The sequence below is a fragment of the Streptomyces sp. NPDC014861 genome, from assembly GCF_043081625.1.
Taxonomy (GTDB): domain Bacteria; phylum Actinomycetota; class Actinomycetes; order Streptomycetales; family Streptomycetaceae; genus Streptomyces.
The window spans coordinates 1-17,791 of record NZ_JBIBWV010000012.1 but is presented as its reverse complement, the minus strand read 5'-3'; the positions used below and the strand labels follow the sequence as shown (position 1 = coordinate 17,791).

Sequence of the window (17,791 nt, the reverse complement as noted above, 5' to 3'; positions counted from 1 at the left end):
ATGCCCACCGCCGGTCCGCCGGCCCGCCTGCCGATGCCGACCGCCGGTCCGCGGGCCCCGGCCGCCGACGCCGGCCGTCGGTCCGCCGGCCCCGGCCGCCGAGGCCGACCGTTCGTCCGCCGGGGCCGGTCGCCGGCGGTGGGTGGGCGTCGGGCTGTCGGTGCCCCGGTTGTCGGCGGCGGCCGTCACAATGGAGCCCGTGAGTACGACCAGCCTGACCACCAGCCTCCCGGTGCCCGCGCACGCCGCCCGACTGCGCGAGGCCCTGCTCGCCGCGGACTTCACCGCCGACGGCCTGCTCGACCTGCTCGGCGCCCCCGCCTACGCCGCGCTCGCCCGCAGCGAGACCGTGCCCGCCCTGCGCGCCACCCGAGGCGGCTCCCCGCTGGAGACCCTCGTCCGGCTCTTCCTGCTCCAGCAGGACGTCGAGTCCGAGCGGGCCGCCGCCGCGCTCCCGCTGGCGGAGGCCCTGGCCGACGGCTGGGTGGCCGAGGAGGCGGGCGCCGTGCGCGCGACCGTCGACGTCCGGCCGTACGGCGGCCCGGACGGCGAGGACTGGTTCATCGTCTCCGACCTGGGCTGCGCCGTCGGCGGTGCCGGTGGCATCGGCAGCAAGGAGGAGGGGGTCGTCCTCGGCGTCGGCGGCGCCTCCACCACGCTCGCCGGCCTCACCGTCCGCACCCCGGTCGCCGCCGCGCTCGATCTCGGCACCGGCTCCGGCATCCAGGCCCTGCACGCCGCCCGGCACAGCACCCTGGTCACCGCCACCGACCTCAACGCGCGGGCGCTGGACTTCACCCGGCTGACGCTCGCCCTCTCCGGGGCCCGCGAGGCCGAGCTCCTGGAGGGTTCGCTGTACGAGCCGGTCGACGGCGACACGTACGACCTGATCGTCTCCAACCCGCCGTTCGTGATCTCGCCTGGCGCCGGACTCACCTACCGGGACGGCGGGATGAGCGGCGACGACCTGTGCCGCACCCTCGTTCAGCAGGCCGGAGAGCGGCTGAACGACGGCGGGTACGCCCAGTTCCTCGCCAACTGGCAGCACGTCGAGGGCGAGGAGTGGCAGGACCGGCTGCGCTCCTGGGTGCCGCGCGGCTGCGACGCCTGGATCGTCCAGCGCGAGGTGCAGGACGTCACCCAGTACACCGAGCTGTGGCTGCGTGACAGCGGGGACCACCGCGGCGACCCGGAGGCCTACCGGGCGGCGTACGACCGCTGGATGGACGCCTTCGAGGCGAGCGGGACCCGCTCGATCGGCTTCGGCTGGATCACCCTGCGCCGCGACCCGGAGGTGGCGGCCGGGAAGGCCGAGCCGTCGATCGTGATCGAGGAGTGGCCGCACCCGGTGGAGCAGCCGCTCGGCCCGACGGTCCGCGCCCACTTCGAGCGCCAGGAGTACCTCCGCACGCACGACGACGCCGCCCTCCTCGCCGACAGCTTCACCCTCGCCCCCGAGGTGGTGCAGGAGCAGGTCGGGCTGCCCGGCGCCGAGGACCCCGAGCACGTCGTCCTGCGCCAGAACCGGGGCATGCGCCGCGCCACCCGGGTCGACCACGTCGGCGCCGGCTTCGCGGGCGTCTGTGACGGCACCCTCAGCGCCGGCCGGATCCTCGACGCGATCGCCCAGCTCATGGGCGAGGACCCGGTGCTGCTGCGGGACCGCACCCCGCAGGCCGTCCGCCTCCTCGTCGAGGAGGGCTTCATCACTCCGGAATCCCTGCTTCCGGCGGAGGGGCGCACCGCGGAGTAGTGGGGCACTACCGGCCATCTTCGTGAAACCGGCCGACCCGGCCCGCGTCGTTCACCCGGAATTCGCGTCCCTGACGCCGGAAGCTGTCAGCCTCCCTTCCAGGACACCCCGGGAGAGGAAGAGACCCGCGGGTACGGCGCCGGGACGGGAAGCGGGTACGGGCATGGAGAGCGGGCCGGCGATCTTCGCGGGAGCGGCGTTCGCGCTGTTCGGGGGCGCTCTGCTGCTGTGGACCACGGTCCGCGTCCGGCAGGGCGAGCCCGTCGCGCTCGGCGTCGCCCCCCGGGCCGCGGCCCTCGTCGCGGGCCTCGCCGGAGCCCTCTCCCTGGCCCTCGGCGTCTGGTGCTTCGGCCGCCTCTGAGCCTCGCCCGCGCCACCCGCTGAGACGCGCTCCACACCCGGTCGCCCCGCCGGTCCGGCAGTCCGGGCGGCAGGAAGGGCAGGAGTCGGGTTACCGTTCGAGTGGCCGTTGCGGGCTTTCCCTGTTTGACACGGGGGCGGGTTGTACCGTCACACTCCGCAGCGACGCCAGCGTCACCGAGGGTGCCGCTGACGTGCGTGCCAGCGCAGACCGCGTCGACCGGAGAGAAGAGCGAAGTTGTCCCCGACCAGCGAGACCGCACACGGCGGCCGCCGACTCGTCATCGTCGAGTCGCCTGCCAAGGCGAAGACGATCAAGGGCTACCTCGGCCCCGGCTACGTCGTCGAGGCGAGCGTCGGGCACATCCGTGACCTCCCCAGCGGCGCCGCCGAGGTGCCGGAGAAGTACACCGGCGAGGTGCGCCGCCTCGGCGTCGATGTCGAGCACGACTTCCAGCCCATCTACGTCGTCAACGCGGACAAGCGGGCGCAGGTCAAGAAGCTCAAGGAGCTGCTGGCCGAGTCCGACGAGCTCTTCCTCGCCACCGATGAGGACCGCGAGGGCGAGGCCATCGCGTGGCACCTCCAGGAAGTCCTCAAGCCCAAGGTCCCCGTCCACCGGATGGTCTTCCACGAGATCACCAAGGACGCGATCCGCGAGGCCGTCGCCAACCCGCGCGAGCTCAACCAGCGGATGGTCGACGCCCAGGAGACCCGACGCATCCTCGACCGCCTCTACGGCTACGAGGTCTCGCCGGTCCTGTGGAAGAAGGTCATGCCGAAGCTGTCGGCGGGCCGCGTGCAGTCCGTCGCCACCCGGCTCGTCGTCGAGCGCGAGCGCGAGCGCATCGCCTTCCGCTCCGCCGAGTACTGGGACCTCACCGGCACCTTCTCCACCGGCCGCGCCGGTGACGCCTCGGACCCGTCCACGCTGGTCGCGCGCCTCGCGGCGGTCGACGGCAAGCGGGTCGCCCAGGGCCGTGACTTCGGCGCCGACGGCCGGCTGAAGAGCGACACGGTGCTCCACCTCGACGAGGCGAACGCCCGCGCGCTCGCCGCCGCCCTCGCCGACACCCGCTTCGCGGTCCGCTCGGTCGAGTCGAAGCCGTACCGCCGCTCCCCGTACGCGCCCTTCCGCACCACGACCCTCCAGCAGGAGGCCAGCCGCAAGCTCGGCTTCGGTGCCAAGGCGACCATGCAGGTGGCGCAGAAGCTGTACGAGAACGGCTTCATCACCTACATGCGTACGGACTCCACCGTGCTCTCCGACACCGCCGTCGCCGCGGCCCGCGCCCAGGTGACGCAGCTGTACGGCGCCGACTACCTGCCGGAGAAGCCCCGCGTCTACGCCGGCAAGGTCAAGAACGCGCAGGAGGCGCACGAGGCGATCCGGCCTTCGGGTGATCGTTTCCGCACCCCGGCCGAGACCGGCCTGACCGGCGACCAGTTCCGGCTGTACGAGCTCATCTGGAAGCGGACCGTCGCCTCCCAGATGAAGGACGCCACCGGCAACTCGGTCACCGTGAAGATCGGCGGCACCTCCGCCGACGGCCGTGACGCCGAGTTCTCGGCCTCCGGCAAGACCATCACCTTCCACGGCTTCATGAAGGCGTACGTCGAGGGCGCCGACGACCCGAACGCGGAGCTCGACGACCGCGAGCGGCGCCTGCCGCAGGTCGCCGAGGGCGACGCGCTCACCGCCGAGGAGATCACCGCCGACGGCCACGCCACCAAGCCGCCCGCCCGCTACACCGAGGCCACCCTGGTCAAGGAGCTGGAAGAGCGCGAGATCGGCCGCCCGTCGACGTACGCCTCGATCATCGGCACCATCCTCGACCGCGGCTACGTCTTCAAGAAGGGCACGGCCCTCGTGCCGTCCTTCCTCTCCTTCGCCGTGGTCAACCTGCTGGAGAAGCACTTCGGCCGGCTGGTCGACTACGACTTCACCGCCCGGATGGAGGACGACCTCGACCGCATCGCCCGCGGTGAGGCCCAGTCCGTGCCGTGGCTGAAGCGCTTCTACTTCGGCGAGGGCGAGGCCCCGATCGGCGGCGCCGCCGACGCCGGGAACGGCGACGGCGACCACCTCGGCGGCCTCAAGGAACTCGTCACCGACCTCGGCGCCATCGACGCCCGGGAGATCTCCTCCTTCCCCGTCGGCGACGGCATCGTGCTCCGCGTCGGCCGCTACGGCCCCTACGTCGAGCGCGGCGAGAAGGACGAGGAGGGCCACCAGCGGGCCGACGTCCCCGACGACCTCGCCCCCGACGAGCTGACCGTCGCCTACGCGGAGGAACTGCTCGCCAAGCCCAGCGGCGACTTCGAACTCGGCACCGACCCCGTCAGCGGCAACCCGGTCATCGCGCGCGACGGCCGCTACGGCCCGTACGTCACCGAGGTGCTGCCCGACGGCACCCCGAAGACCGGCAAGAACGCGGTCAAGCCGCGCACCGCCTCCCTCTTCAAGACGATGTCCCTGGACACCGTCACCCTGGAGGACGCGCTCAAGCTGATGTCGCTGCCGCGCGTCGTCGGCGCCGACGCCGAGGGCGTCGAGATCACCGCGCAGAACGGCCGGTACGGCCCGTACCTGAAGAAGGGCACCGACTCGCGGTCGCTGACCAGCGAGGACCAGCTCTTCACCATCACGCTGGAGGAGGCGCTGGCGATCTACGCCCAGCCCAAGCAGCGTGGCCGGGCCGCCGCCAAGCCCCCGCTGAAGGAGCTCGGCACCGACCCCGTCAGCGAGAAGCCCGTCGTCGTCAAGGACGGCCGCTTCGGCCCGTACGTCACCGACGGCGAGACCAACGCGACCCTGCGCACCGGCGACAGCGTCGAGACGATCACGCCCGAGCGAGGCTACGAGCTGCTCGCCGAGAAGCGCGCCAAGGGACCGGCCAAGAAGACCGCCAAGAAGGCCCCGGCGAAGAAGACCGCGGCCAAGAAGACGGCCGCGAAGAAGACCACCGCGGCCAAGAAGACGGCGGCGAAGAAGACCACGACGGCCGCCAAGAAGACCACCACCGCAGCGAAGAAGGCGGCGGCGGCCAAGCCGGAGTAGTCCCGGCCGCACGGGTCAGGAGGGAAGGGCGGGAGCGATGCTCTCGCCCTTCCTACGTTTGTTCGGCTAGGGACCCGGTGACCAAGGGGGTCCGGATAGGGTGGACGGATGACGCGAGCAGAGCAGCCAGAGCTTCTGGGCGACTCCGAAGCCGCACCCGCCCCCGGCGCCGCCCCCGTCTTCGACGCGGCCCTCGTCGCGGACTCCCGGGAGCGGGCCGTACGGGCCCTCGTACGCCACCAGCCACTGCGCAGGTTGTGGAGCGCCCAGGTCGCCGGCGGGATCGGCGACGCCCTCGCCCTCCTCGTCCTCGTCCTCCTCGGCCTCCAGGCCGCGGTGACCGAGGGCGCCCTCGGCGGCGGCTACCGGGGCGCGGCCTTCGCGGTCGCCGCCGTCGTCGGCGCCCGGCTGCTCGCCACCGTGCTCCTCGGCGCCGTCCTGCTCGGCCCGCTCACCGCCCTGACCGCGCCCGGCGGCGCCCTCGACCGGCGATGGACCATGATCGGCGCCGACGGGCTGCGGATCGCGCTGCTCGTCATCGCACCCCTGTGGATCGACTGGATCCCCGGCAGCGCCCTGTGGTTCCTGCTCGGCACCGTCTTCCTCACCGGCGCCGCCGAGCGCCTCTGGGCCGTCTGCCGGGACGGCGCCGCCCCCGCGCTGCTGCCCGCCGCGCCGGTCGAGGGCGACGCCGTCCGGCCGCTCCCCGACCACCTCGGCGCCCTGCGTACCCTCACCCAGCGCACCGCCTTCCTCACCGTCCCGGCCGCCGCCGCCGTCCTGCTCGCCGCCACCCTGGTCGGCAACCTGCTCGGCTCCGGCATCGACTGGTTCTCGCTCCACCAGGCGGCCCTCGGCGGCTATGTCGCCGCCGGCCTCTTCGCCGCCTCCGTCAGCGTCCTCGCCGCGGTCACCCTGCCCGGCGGACAGACCCCGCGCCCCCGCTCGCCGCTGGAGGGGCTGCGCCGCCCCGCCGGCGACAAGGGCCGCACCGGAGCCGTACCGCTGCTCGTCCTGGCCTGCGCCACCGTCGCCGGCGCCATCGGCGCCGCCGCCTCGCTCGCCGCGCTCCACGCCTACGACCTCGACGGCGGCCCCGTCACCTACGCCCTGCTCGTGCTCGCGCTCAGCGGCGCCACCGCCGTCGGCATCCGCACCGCCCGCCTCGTGCTGCCGGTGCTCTCCCGCCGCCGGATGCTCGCCCTCGCCGTCGCCGTCACCGGCGTCGCCCTCATCGCCGTCGGCCTCGTCCCCGACACCGCGACCGTGCTGCTCCTGGCCGTCCTCGCCGGCTACGCCGCCGGGGTCGCCGCCAACACCGGGCACACCCTCATCGACCAGGAGACCGAGGAGCCGCGCCGGGAGCGCACCACCGCGCACCTCCAGGCCACCGCGCGCGTGGGCATCGCCCTCGGCGCCCTCGCCGCGCCGCTCCTGGCCGCCGCGATCGGCCCGCACCGCTTCGTCTCCGACTCCGGGAAGTTCGTCTTCGACCACGGCGGCGCCGCCTTCACGCTCGCCCTCGTCGGCGCGCTGCTGCTGCCCGTCGCCGCGCTCGTCCTCGCCAGGACCGACGACCGCGCGGGCGTCCCGCTCCGCCGCGACCTGCGCGACGCGCTGCGCGGCGCCGACCCCGCCCAGGCGCCGGCCGCCACCGGCTTCTTCATCGCCCTGGAGGGCGGCGACGGCGCCGGCAAGTCCACCCAGGTCCAGGCGCTCGCCGACTGGATCCGCGCCAAGGGCCACGAGGTCGTCGTCACCCGCGAGCCCGGCGCCACCCCCATCGGCAAGCGGCTCCGCACGATCCTGCTCGACGTCTCCTCCGCCGGCCTCTCCAACCGCGCCGAGGCACTGCTCTACGCCGCCGACCGCGCCGAGCACGTCGACTCCCTGGTCCGGCCCGCCCTGGAGCGGGGCGCCATCGTCATCTCCGACCGGTACATCGACTCGTCCGTCGCCTACCAGGGCGCGGGCCGGGACCTCTCGCCGACCGAGATCGCCCGCATCTCCCGCTGGGCGACCGGCGGCCTCGTACCCCACCTCACCGTCCTGCTCGACGTCTCCCCGGAGACCGCCAGGGAGCGGTTCACCGAGGCGCCGGACCGGCTGGAGTCGGAGCCGCCCGAGTTCCACGCGCGCGTGCGGGCCGGTTTCCTCTCCCTGGCTGCCGCCGACCCCGGCCGCTACCTCGTCGTCGACGCCGGGCAGGAACCCGAGGCCGTCACCACCGTCGTACGCCACCGGCTCGACCGGATGCTGCCGCTCTCCGAGGCCGAGGTGAAGGCCGCGGAGGAGGCCCGCCGGAAGGCCGAGGAGGAGGCCCGGCGCAAGGCCGAGGAAGAGGCCGCCCGCAAGGCCGAGGAGGAGCGCCTGGAGCGTGAGCGCCAGGAGCAGCTCGCGAAGCTGCGCGCCGAGGAGGAGGAGCGCAAGCGCCGCGAGGAGGAGGAGGCGCGCCGCCTGGAGGCCGAGCGGCAGGCGGAGGAGGCCCGTCGCAAGGCCGAGGAGGCCCGGCTCGCCGCCGAGGAGGAGGCTCGCAGGCTCGCCGCCGAGGAGAAGGCCCGCCGCGAGGAGGCGGAGCGGCTCCGCAAGCAGGCCGAGGAGGAGGCCCGGCTCCGCGCCGAGGCCGAGGCGCTCCGCCAGGAGAAGCAGCGCAAGGCGGAGGAGGCCCTGCTCCGCGCGGAGGAGGCCCGCCGTCTCGCGGCCGCCGCCGCCGCGGCCAAGGCCGCCGAGGAGGCCACCGCCGCGGCCGAGAGGCTCGCCGCCGAGCAGGCCGCGAAGGCCGCCGCCGAGAAGGCGGCGGCGGAGGCCGCGTCACGGGCTGCCGCCCAGCGCGCGGCGGCCGAGCGCGCCGCGAAGGAGCAGGCGGCCCGGGAGCGGGCCGCGGCCGAGCGGGCGGCGGCGGAGAAGACCGCCGCCGAGAAGGAGGCCCGGGAGCGGGCCGCCGAGATCACCGTCCAGACGCCGATCGTGAAGCCGGCCGGGGAAGCCCCCGGCGCCGCCTCGGGCAAGGCCGCCGGGGCGTCCTCCGGTACGGCCGCGGCGGCGGGCGCCGGCACCCCGGACGTCTCGCCGAACGAGGTCACCGTGGAGACCCCGGTCGTCCGGCCGGACGAGCGGCGCCCCGAGGCCGAGACCGCCGTCCTGCCCCAGGTGACCGACCGCGCGGCGGACGAGACCGCGGTGCTGCGCCCCGTACGGGACACGGCCCGGGACGAGACGGCCGCGCTGCCGCGGGTGCGGGACGCCGCCCCGGACGAGACGGCCGTGCTGCCGCGGGTCCGGGACGAGCGGCGGGCCGATCCGGTGGACCGGGTGCCCGGCGACTTCTTCCGGAAGGAGCCGGAGGCCCGCGGGGCCGGGTCGAACGACGTCACCCGCGAGCTGCCGCAGCTCGACGAGCAGGGACGGCCGCGCCGCCGCTCGGACTGGGCCGAGGAGACCCCGCTGGACGACCTGCCGACCCTCGCGGACGAGCTGTTCGGCGGATACGAGGACGGGGACGACGAGACGGGCGGCCGGGGCCGCCGCCGGTGACCCGGGCCGGGCCTGTGGTGGAGCCCGCTCCACCACAGGCCCGGCAGCCCGCTCCCTCCCCTCGCGCCCCGCGGCTGCCTAGCGTGATCGGCATGATGACGACAGCAGCGGCGGACGGCGGGAACGCGCTCGTCCTGGACCGGGTGGGCAGGACGTACGGGCGCGGCGACGGGGCACGGCCCGCGCTCGACGACGTGAGCCTCACCGTGCCGACCGGCCGGTTCGTGGCCGTGATGGGCCGCTCCGGCTCAGGGAAGTCCACCCTGCTGCGGTGCGCGGCGGGCCTCGAACGGCCCACGACGGGCACGGTACGGATCGGTGGCACCGACCTCGCCCGGCTGAAGGCCGCCGCCCTCACCCGGCTCCGGCGCGACCGGGTCGGCTTCGTCTTCCAGTCGCTCAACCTCGTCCCCGCCCTGAGCGTGCGCGAGAACGTCGCCCTCCCGCTGCTCCTCGCCGGCGCCCGCGACGACCGCGCGACCGACGCCCGCGCCCTGGCCGGGCTCGCGGCCGTGGGCCTCGCCGACCGGGCCGACGACCGGCCCGCGAACCTCTCCGGCGGCCAGCGGCAGCGGGTCGCCGTTGCCCGCGCCCTGCTCACCGACCCCGAGGTCGTCTTCGCCGACGAGCCGACCGCCGCGCTCGACCCGGTCACGGCGGGCGAGGTGCTCGCCCTGCTGCGGCACGCGGTCGACGAGCGGGGCCGGACCGTCGTCCTCGTCACCCACGACCCGGTGGCGGCGGCCTGGGCCGACGAGGCCGTCTTCCTGGACCACGGCCGGATCGCCGGCCGGCTCGACCGCCCGGACGAGCCCCGGGTCCGCCACGCACTGGCCGGCCTCGGACGCGGCACCGGGTCCGGCACCGGGTCCGGGTCCGGCTCCGGGTCCGGCTCCGGCTCCGGGTCCGGCTCCGGCTCCGGGTCCGGGTCCGGGTCCGGGTCAGCCTTCGGCCCGGGGGGCGCCTTCGGGTCAGGGGGTGCTTTCGGGTCCGGGTCCGCCTCCGGGTCAGGGGGTGCTTTCGGGTCCGGGTCCGCCTCCGGCCCGGGGATCGCCGCCGGCTCCGGGTCCGCCCCCGGCTCCGGGAGCGGGGCCGCCGGTGCCGCGCGTCCGGCGGCGGTGGTGCGGTGAACCCGGCCGTGCGCCTCCTCGCCGCCCGTTCCCTGCGGACCCACCGCAGGGCGTGGGCGGCCGTCTTCGCGGCCGTCGCCGTCACCTCCGCGCTGCTCGGCGTCCTCGCCCTCGCCCTCGGCTCGACCGCACTCGGGCACGCGCGCGTGGAGCGGTACGCGGGCGCCGCCGTGGTCGTCTCCGGCGACCACGAGGTCACCTGGACCACGAAGCCCTGGGGCAGCGAACCCAGGACCACCACCGCGGGCCTGACCGAACGGGTACGGATCCCCGAAGCGGCCGTCGCCGTCGTGCGCGCCGTCCCGGGCGTCCGCGCCGCGGTGCCGGACCACACCTTCGTCGTACGGGAGCCGGGCACGGGCCCCGAGGGCGCGCCGCGCACCCGCACCGGGCGCTCCTGGGCGGCCGCCGCCCTCGCCCCGTACGCCCTGACCGAGGGGCGCGCGCCCCGCGCCGACGACGAGGCCGTCGCGGGGGCCGGTCTCGGACTCGGGACCGGTGACCGGACGGCCGGGTACCGGATCGTCGGGGTGGCCGCCGGACCCGCCGCCGTGTACGTGACGGAGGCGGAGGCCCGGAAGCGGGCGGGCCGTCCGGGCGAGGTCGACGCCGTCGGCGTCGTCGCCGGGCCCGGGGTCCCCGCGGACACCCTCCACGCGCGCGTGCGGGCGGCCCTCGACTCCGCGGGGCTCAAGGACACCGCATCCGGCCGGCCGCTCCGGGCCCTGACCGGCGACGGGCGGGGCGAGGCCGAACACCTCGGCGCGCAGCCCGCCCGGTGGGAGCTGCTGGAACTGCTCGGCGCCGTCTCGGGAGCCGTCGTCCTCGTCTCCGTCCTCGTCCTCGCCTCCCTCGTCGCTCAGGCGCTCCAGCAGCGCGCCGCCGAGCGCGAGCTGCTCCTCGCCGTCGGCGCGACGCCCCGCCAGGTGCGGGCCGCGGCCGGCCGGGAGGTCGTCCGGGTGGCGGGCGCGGCGGCGCTGCTCGGCGCGCTCGGAGCCGTACCCGCCTTCCTGGCGCTGTGGACGGCGCTGCGCGACCGACCGGGAGCCGCCGCCGAGGGCCTCGTACTCGCCGTCCCGGTCTGGCTGTTCGCGGCACCGCTCGTCACCGCCCTGCTCGTGACCGGACTCGCCCGGCTCGTGGTGGCGCTCGGGACCGGCAGACCGGACCGGGCGCCGGCCGGTCCCGGCAGGGCCCGGCGGGTGGCGGGGCTCGCGCTGCTGGTGCTCGGCGTCGCCTCGGCCGGGACCGCCACGCTCCAGGGGGGCGAGGCCGCCGGCATGGCGGCCGGAGCGGCCACCGTGACGCTCGTCTCGGGGTGCGCGCTGCTCGGGCCGTGGATCGCCGGGGCCGCGATGCGCGTGCTCGACCGGCCGTTCAGGCTCCTCGGCGGGGCGCCCGGGCGGCTCGCCGCCGCCGGCGCCGCCGCCCGCTCGCGGCGCCTGGGAGCCGCCCTCACCCCGGTCGTCCTCGTCACCGCCTTCGCGCTGGTGCAGCTCACAGGGGGCGCCACCATGGAACGGGCCGCCACCGCCCAGGCGCGGGCGGCGACCACCGCGAACCTGGCGGTCTCCGGTACGACCGCCGAGGAGGTGCGGCGGCGGCCCGGTGTGACCGCGGCGACCGACGTCCTGCGCTCCACGGTCGTCCTGGCCCGCGACGAGGCCGGTACGCCGCGCCTCGACCGGCTTCCCGTGCTCGGCGTGGACCCCGACGGCCTCGAAGGCGTCCTCGATCCCGGAGTCGTCGACGGCGACCTCGCCGGACTCGCCGGCCCCGGCTCGGTGGCCGTGGCCGCCGACCGGGCCGACTCCCTGGACGCGCGGCCCGGTTCGACGGTCCGGCTGCGGCTCGGCGACGGCGTCGAGAAGGACCTGAGGGTCGTCGCCGTCTACGAACGCTCGCTCGCGCTGGGCGAGTTCCTCTTCCCGAAGGCCGGACTGGCCCCGCACATGACCGATCCGTATCCGGCGAGGGTCCTCGCCAGGACCGCCGCCGGGCCGGAGCGGGCGGTCGTGCCCGAACAGGTGGTGAGGCCCGGGGCCGCGTCGAACGGCGTCGTCGCGGCGGGGGTCGTCGGTGCGATCGGCGCCCTCACCGTCCTGTCCGTCCTGAGCAGCCTCGCCCTGATCGGCGCCGGCCGCCGCGGCGAGCTGCGACTGCTGCGCCAGGTGGGCGCGTCGGCCGGACAGCTGCGCCGGATGCTCGGCCTGGAGGCCGGATTCCTGATCGCCGTCGGGCTGCTGCTCGGCCTCGTCGTGGCCGCGCTGCCGCTCACCGCCCTGTCCTGGGCGCACACCGGAGGCCTGCCGTACCTGCCGCCCGTCCAGGCGGCCCTGATCGCCGGGACGGTCGCGGTGACGGTGGCGGCGGGCGTCTTCGGTTCCCACCGCCCGGGCTGACGGGCGCCTTCGTGGACTGACGGTCGGCCGGGTGGGCCGGGCCGCCCGGACCGGCCGGGTCGCCCGCGCTGGCCGGGTCGCCCGCGCTGGCCGCGTCGACCACGCTGGCCGGGTCGGCCGGGTCGGCCGGGTCGGCCGGAGCGTACGGGGCACGGCACCTCGGCCCTCGGACCTCGGCCTCGGCCCTCGACCCTTGGTCCCGCGTCGGGGCGGAGGCCCGGAGGCCCGGGGGCCCGGCCCCGGTCACGCGTCGAGGTAGGCCAGCACCGCGAGGACCCGGCGGTGGCCGCCGCCGTCGTTCGGCGGAAGGCCGAGCTTCGCGAAGACGTTGCCGATGTGCTTGTGCACGGCCCGCTCGGTCACCACGAGCGAGCGGGCGATCGTGCCGTTGTCCAGGCCCTGCGCCATCAGCTCCAGGACCTCGCGCTCGCGCGGGGTCAGCGAGTCCAGCGGATCGTCCCGGCGCCGGGCGAGCAGCTCCCTGACGACCTCGGGGTCGAGGGCCGTTCCCCCGGCCGCCACCCGCTCCAGGGCGTCCAGGAACTCGTCCACCCGCCCCACCCGGTCCTTCAGCAGATAGCCGACGCCCCGCGCCCCGTCACCGAGGAGCTCGGCCGCGTACGTCTCCTCCACGTACTGCGACAGGACGAGGACCGGAAGCCCCGGCAGCTCGGCGCGCGCCGCGAGCGCCGCCCGCAGACCCTCGTCACGGAAGCCCGGCGGCATCCGCACGTCGAGCACGGCCACGTCCGGCCGGTGCTCCAGGAGCAGCGGAAGGACCTCGGGGCCGGCCGTCGCCACCCCGGCGACCTCGTGCCCCGCCGAGGTCAGCAGCAGGACCAGGCCTTCCCTGAGGAGGGCGTTGTCCTCGGCGATCACCACACGCACGGAAGCTCCACTTCGATCACGGTCGGGCCCCCGGAGGGGCTGGTCAGCAGGACGGTCCCGTCGAGCGCGGCCACCCGGCGGCGCAGGCCGAGCAGCCCGGAACCGCCGCCCGCGCCCCCGGCCGCCCGCTCCGCCTCCTCGGCGCCGCCCTCGCCCTCGTCCCGGACGCGGACGCGCAGGCCCGCCCGTTCCCGGCGCAGCAGGACGGAGGCGCGGTCGGTGCCGCCGTGCTTGGCGGCGTTGGTGAGGGCCTCGGCGACGGCGAAGTAGGCGGCGGCCTCGACGGCGGCGGGCGCCCGGGGGCCCTCGGCGTCCGGTCCGTCGGCGAGGCCCGTCACCGTGACCTCCACCTCCAGACCGCTGCTCGCGGCGAGCGCGCGGACCGCTCCCGTCAGGCCCCGGTCGGTGAGGATCGGGGGGTGGATGCCGCGCACCACGTGCCGGAGCTCCGCCAGCGCCTCCTCGGCCTGCCCCTGGGCGTCGTCCAGCAGCTTCCGGGCGGTCGCGGGATCGGAGTCGTACGCCCTCCGCGCCAGCCCTATCCGCATGGAGAGCGCGACGAGCCGGGCCTGCGCGCCGTCGTGCAGATCGCGCTCGATGCGGCGCAGCTCGGCGCCGTGCGCCGCGACCGCGCCCGCCCGGGTGGCCGTCAGCTGCTCGATGCGGGCCGCGAGCGCGGCGTCCCGGGCCGCCGACGGGACGGGCGTGAGCAGCTCGCGCGAGAGCCCGGCGCCCACGTCGGCGAGCCGCCCCACCAGCGGCAGCGCCACCGGCGGGCGCCCCGCGAGCCCCGCCCACACCCCGTCGACCACGGTCGCGGCCACCATGAGGGGCATCGAGGCGCACCAGAGGAGCATGCCGTACAGGAGCTGCGCCGCGGCCCACAGCAGGTCCCGCCGGGTCCCGGGATCGCCGACGGCGGTCCGCACGCGCGCGGGGAGGGGGCCTTCGAGCGGCAGGTACGCCTCCGGCACGGGCCGGCCGGTCCACTCGGCCGTGCGGCGCCGCTCCAGGCCGGCGAGCCGGCGCAGCAGCAGCACGCTCTCGGGGAGCACGCCCGCGCCGATCACGGTGAGGGTGAGGAAGGCGGTGAAGAGGGCGACGCCCACCATGAGATGGCAGAGGACGGAGATCGCGGCCCCGACCGCCAGCCGGCACCACGCCCGGCCCGCTTCCTTGATCGCCTCACGCATGGACCCAGCCTAGGCGGCGGAGCCGAGGGGGACGGTGGAGCGGGCTACACCACGGGTCCGGGTACGGGCTCCGCTGTGCGCGGGGCGCGTACGCCGGAGGATCGAGGAGTCGCCGGAACCCACCGGAAGCCGTCCGATCCTCCCGGATCCCACCGCATCGAGGAGACACCCCATGAGGGCCCTGCTCTGGCTGCTGCTCACCGTCAGCGTCCTGGCCAACGTCGCCATCAGCACCGTCGCCGGCTGGACCGGCGCACCCCGGATCGCCGCGAGCGTCGCCACCGGCCTGGTCCTGCTGGCCTCGGCGGTCGGCCTGTGGCTCACCCGGCCCCGCACCCACTCCTGACGGGGCGCCCGGACCTCCCGCCGGGCCTCGTCCCACCAGGCCTTTCCCGGGGCTTCGTCCGCGGGAGGGCTTCCGCCGGGCCTGCTCCGCCGGAGGGCTTTCCTCAGGCCGCCTCCGCCGGCCGCCTTCCGCCGACAACCCTGCCCGGGCCGGGTTGTCGGACCGCTGCCCCACAATGGAGGACGTACCTTCAGGAGGGGCAGACATGGCCGTATGGGACGACCTGGTCGGACAGGCGCGGATCGAGGAGCAGCTCACCGCCGCCGCGCGGGACGCCGACGTGCTCGTCACCGCCCATGCCGCCGGCGAGCCCGCCCCGGAGGCGTCGAAGATGACGCACGCCTGGCTCTTCACCGGCCCGCCCGGCTCGGGCCGGGTGGACGCCGCGCGGGCGTTCGCGGCGGCCCTCCAGTGCGTGAGCCCCGACCGGGCGCTCGGCGGGGCGCCGGGCTGCGGCTTCTGCACCGGGTGCCACACCGTGCTGGTCGGCACCCACGCCGACGTGACGACCGTCTCCGCCGTCGGTACGGAGATCCTGGTCAAGGACATGCGCGACACCGTCCGCAAGTCGTTCACCTCGCCGGCCAACGGCCGGTGGCAGATCATCCTCGTCACCGACGCCGAGCGGCTCAACGAGAAGTCGGCCAACGCGGTGCTGAAGGCCGTCGAGGAGCCCGCCCCGCGCACGGTCTGGATGCTCTGCGCCCCCTCGGTCGAGGACGTCCTGCCGACCATCCGCTCCCGCTGCCGCCACCTGACCCTGCGGACCCCGCCGGTCGACGCCGTCGCCGACGTGCTGATCCGGCGGGACGGCATCGAGCCGGAGCTCGCCCACGCGGCGGCCCGGGCCACCCAGGGGCACGTCGACCGCGCCCGGCGGCTCGCCACCGACGAGCGGGCCCGCGCCCGCCGCGCCGTCGTCCTGAAGCTGCCGCTGCGGGTGGCGGACATCGGCGGCTGCCTCAAGGCGGCGCAGGAGCTGGTGGACGCGGCTGCGGAGGACGCCAAGCAGGTCGCCGAGGAGGTCGACGGCAAGGAGACCGAGGAGCTGAAGGCGGCCCTCGGCGCCGCGCAGGGCGGGCGGATGCCGCGCGGCACGGCCGGACTGATGAAGGAGCTGGAGGAGAAGCAGAAGCGCCGCGGCCGGCGGACCCAGCTCGACAGCCTGGACGTCGCGCTCACCGATCTGACCGGCTTCTACCGCGACGTCCTGACGCTCCAGCTGGGCACCGGCTCCGAGCTCGCCAACGAGGACGTGCGGGACGCGGTGGAGCGGATCGCCCACGGGACGACCGCGGAGCGGACCCTGCGCCGGGTGGAGGCGGTCCTCGCCTGCCGCGAGGCCCTGGAGCGGAACGTGGCGCCGCTGCTCGCGGTGGAGGCGATGACGATGGCGCTGCGCGGCTGAGCCCCCTGAGGGCACCGGGCGGCCGGATTGGACACGGTGCGTGGTCGTCCGGATACGCTCCGGCAATGGACTCCAGGCGTCTCCTCCGTACCTCCGCCACGGCGCTCGCCGCCGCCGGGCTGATCCTCTCCGGCTGTACGGGAGGGAGCGACGCGGCGGCCCCCGCCGGGCGCGGGGTCGCCTCGGCGCGCTCGGCCGCCTCGCCCGCGCCCTCGCCCGAGGCGCTGAGGAAGTACTACGGGCAGAAGCCGGCGTGGCGGGAGTGCGGCGTCGAGGGGTTCCAGTGCGCGACGCTGCGGGCCCCGCTCGACTACGCGAAGCCGGACGGGCCGGAGGTGCGGCTGGCCGTCTCCCGGGTGCGGGCGAGCGGCCCCGGACAGCGGATCGGCTCCCTGCTGGTGAACCCCGGCGGGCCGGGCGGCTCGGCCGTCGACTACCTCCAGGGGTACGCGGGCATCGGCTATCCCGAGCCCGTGCGGGCCCGCTACGACATCGTGGCCGTCGACCCGCGCGGGGTCGGCCGCAGCGAGCCGGTCGACTGCCTGACGGGCCCCGAGATGGACACGTACACGCAGGTCGACCAGACGCCGGACGACGAGGCCGAGGTCGACGCGCTGGCGGCGTCGTACCAGCGGTTCGCGGCGGGATGCGCGCGGCGCAGCGGCACGGTCCTGCCGCACGTCTCCACCGTGGAGACGGCCCGCGACATGGACATCGCGAGGGCGGTGCTGGGCGACGAGAGGCTGCACTACGTCGGCGCCTCGTACGGCACCTTTCTCGGCGCCACCTACGCGGAGCTGTTCCCCGGGCGGGTCGGCCGGCTCGTCCTCGACGGGGCGATGGACCCGTCCCTGTCGGCGCTCGACCTCAACCGGGACCAGACGGCCGGCTTCGAGACCGCGTTCGCGGCCTTCGCCGCCGACTGCGTCACCCTGCCCGACTGCCCGCTCGGCACCGGTACGGTCGCGGAGGCCGGGGAGGCCCTGCGGAGCTTCTTCCGCGCCACGGACGCCGAACCGGTCCCGACCGGCGAGGCCCGCGACCTCGGCGAGTCCCTGGCGACCACCGGAGTGATCGCCGCCATGTACGACGAGGGGGCCTGGCCGCAGCTGCGGGAGGCCCTGACCCGGGCGATCGACGGCGAGGGCTCGTCGCTGCTGGCGCTCGCCGACAGCTACTACGAGCGGGAGCCGGACGGCTCGTACGCGAACCTCATGTTCGCCAACGCCGCCGTGAACTGCCTCGACCTGCCCGCCGCCTACCCGGACCCGGCGGGCGCGCGGCGCGCCGTCCCCTCCTTCGACAAGGCCTCCCCGGTCTTCGGCGCCGGCCTCGCCTGGGCGGCCCTGAACTGCACCTACTGGTCGATCCCCGCCACCGGCCGCCCGCACCGCATCACCGCCGAGGGCGCCGCCCCGATCCTCGTCGTCGGCACCACCCGCGACCCCGCCACCCCCTACAAGTGGGCCGAGTCCCTCGCGGACCAGCTCTCCTCCGGCACCCTCCTCACCTACGAGGGCGACGGCCACACGGCGTACGGCCGGGGCAGCGACTGCGTCGACACCGCGATCAACACCTACCTCCTGGAAGGCACCCCTCCGGCCGACGGAAAGCGCTGCTCCTAGGCGGTGTTTTAGAACGCGGTGACCTGCCTGTTTGGCCGTCCGGGGAAGTCTCGGGCGGCCATCCAGATGGTGAGGTCACGGGCGATGTCGT

Annotated in this window: 10 protein-coding genes and 1 pseudogene; 9 read left to right on the top strand and 2 right to left on the bottom strand. The window is 76.0% G+C overall.

Translation table 11 applies throughout. The annotated features are described in order from the left end of the window. Positions 1-190: 190 nt before the first annotated feature. The 6 genes and pseudogenes from ACF1BN_RS23065 (at position 191) to ACF1BN_RS23040 (ending at position 12,240) form a co-directional block, all read left to right on the top strand. Positions 191-1,753 carry a methyltransferase gene (locus tag ACF1BN_RS23065; RefSeq protein WP_392333483.1) on the top strand — a complete coding sequence of 521 codons (1,563 nt, stop codon included), beginning with the start codon at positions 191-193 and terminating at the stop codon, positions 1,751-1,753. A 163-nt stretch (positions 1,754-1,916) separates the two neighbouring features. After that, positions 1,917-2,114, top strand: coding sequence for a hypothetical protein (locus ACF1BN_RS23060; RefSeq protein WP_392333482.1), 198 nt, complete (start codon positions 1,917-1,919; stop codon positions 2,112-2,114). Positions 2,115-2,351: 237 nt separating this feature from the next. Further along, positions 2,352-5,174 carry a type I DNA topoisomerase gene (gene topA, locus ACF1BN_RS23055; RefSeq protein ID WP_392333481.1) on the top strand — a complete coding sequence of 941 codons (2,823 nt, stop codon included), beginning with the start codon at positions 2,352-2,354 and terminating at the stop codon, positions 5,172-5,174. 108 nt (positions 5,175-5,282) lie between these two features. After that, positions 5,283-8,708, top strand: a complete 3,426-nt coding sequence (gene tmk / locus ACF1BN_RS23050; protein ID WP_392333480.1) for a dTMP kinase — start codon at positions 5,283-5,285, stop codon at positions 8,706-8,708. 92 nt (positions 8,709-8,800) lie between these two features. After that, positions 8,801-9,553 (top strand): annotated as a pseudogene (locus tag ACF1BN_RS23045) (ABC transporter ATP-binding protein); the annotation flags it as partial. A gap of 281 nt (positions 9,554-9,834) precedes the next feature. Beyond that, positions 9,835-12,240 (top strand): FtsX-like permease family protein, encoded by a 2,406-nt coding sequence (locus tag ACF1BN_RS23040; RefSeq protein ID WP_392333479.1) that lies wholly within the window; start codon positions 9,835-9,837, stop codon positions 12,238-12,240. Positions 12,241-12,483: 243 nt separating this feature from the next. Here the strand turns inward: ACF1BN_RS23040 and ACF1BN_RS23035 are convergent, their stop codons facing one another. Continuing rightward, entirely contained in the window at positions 12,484-13,128 is a 645-nt protein-coding gene (locus ACF1BN_RS23035) for a LuxR C-terminal-related transcriptional regulator (RefSeq protein WP_376600225.1), read from the bottom strand. Beyond that, positions 13,116-14,321 (bottom strand): sensor histidine kinase, encoded by a 1,206-nt coding sequence (locus tag ACF1BN_RS23030; RefSeq protein ID WP_392333478.1) that lies wholly within the window; start codon positions 14,319-14,321, stop codon positions 13,116-13,118. The genes ACF1BN_RS23035 and ACF1BN_RS23030 overlap by 13 nt, the downstream gene beginning before the upstream one ends. 172 nt (positions 14,322-14,493) lie before the next feature. Here ACF1BN_RS23030 and ACF1BN_RS23025 point away from each other — a divergent pair, with 172 nt between their 5' ends. The 3 genes from ACF1BN_RS23025 (at position 14,494) to ACF1BN_RS23015 (ending at position 17,700) form a co-directional block, all read left to right on the top strand. Continuing rightward, the gene (locus ACF1BN_RS23025; RefSeq protein WP_392333477.1) at positions 14,494-14,667 is read left to right on the top strand and encodes a hypothetical protein; all 174 of its coding nucleotides are present in this window, start codon (positions 14,494-14,496) and stop codon (positions 14,665-14,667) included. Positions 14,668-14,872: 205 nt separating this feature from the next. Further along, complete coding sequence (locus tag ACF1BN_RS23020; protein WP_392333476.1) at positions 14,873-16,075, top strand: DNA polymerase III subunit delta'; 1,203 nt, start codon at positions 14,873-14,875, stop codon at positions 16,073-16,075. Positions 16,076-16,140: 65 nt separating this feature from the next. After that, positions 16,141-17,700, top strand: coding sequence for an alpha/beta hydrolase (locus ACF1BN_RS23015; protein WP_392333475.1), 1,560 nt, complete (start codon positions 16,141-16,143; stop codon positions 17,698-17,700). Positions 17,701-17,791 lie beyond the last annotated feature (91 nt).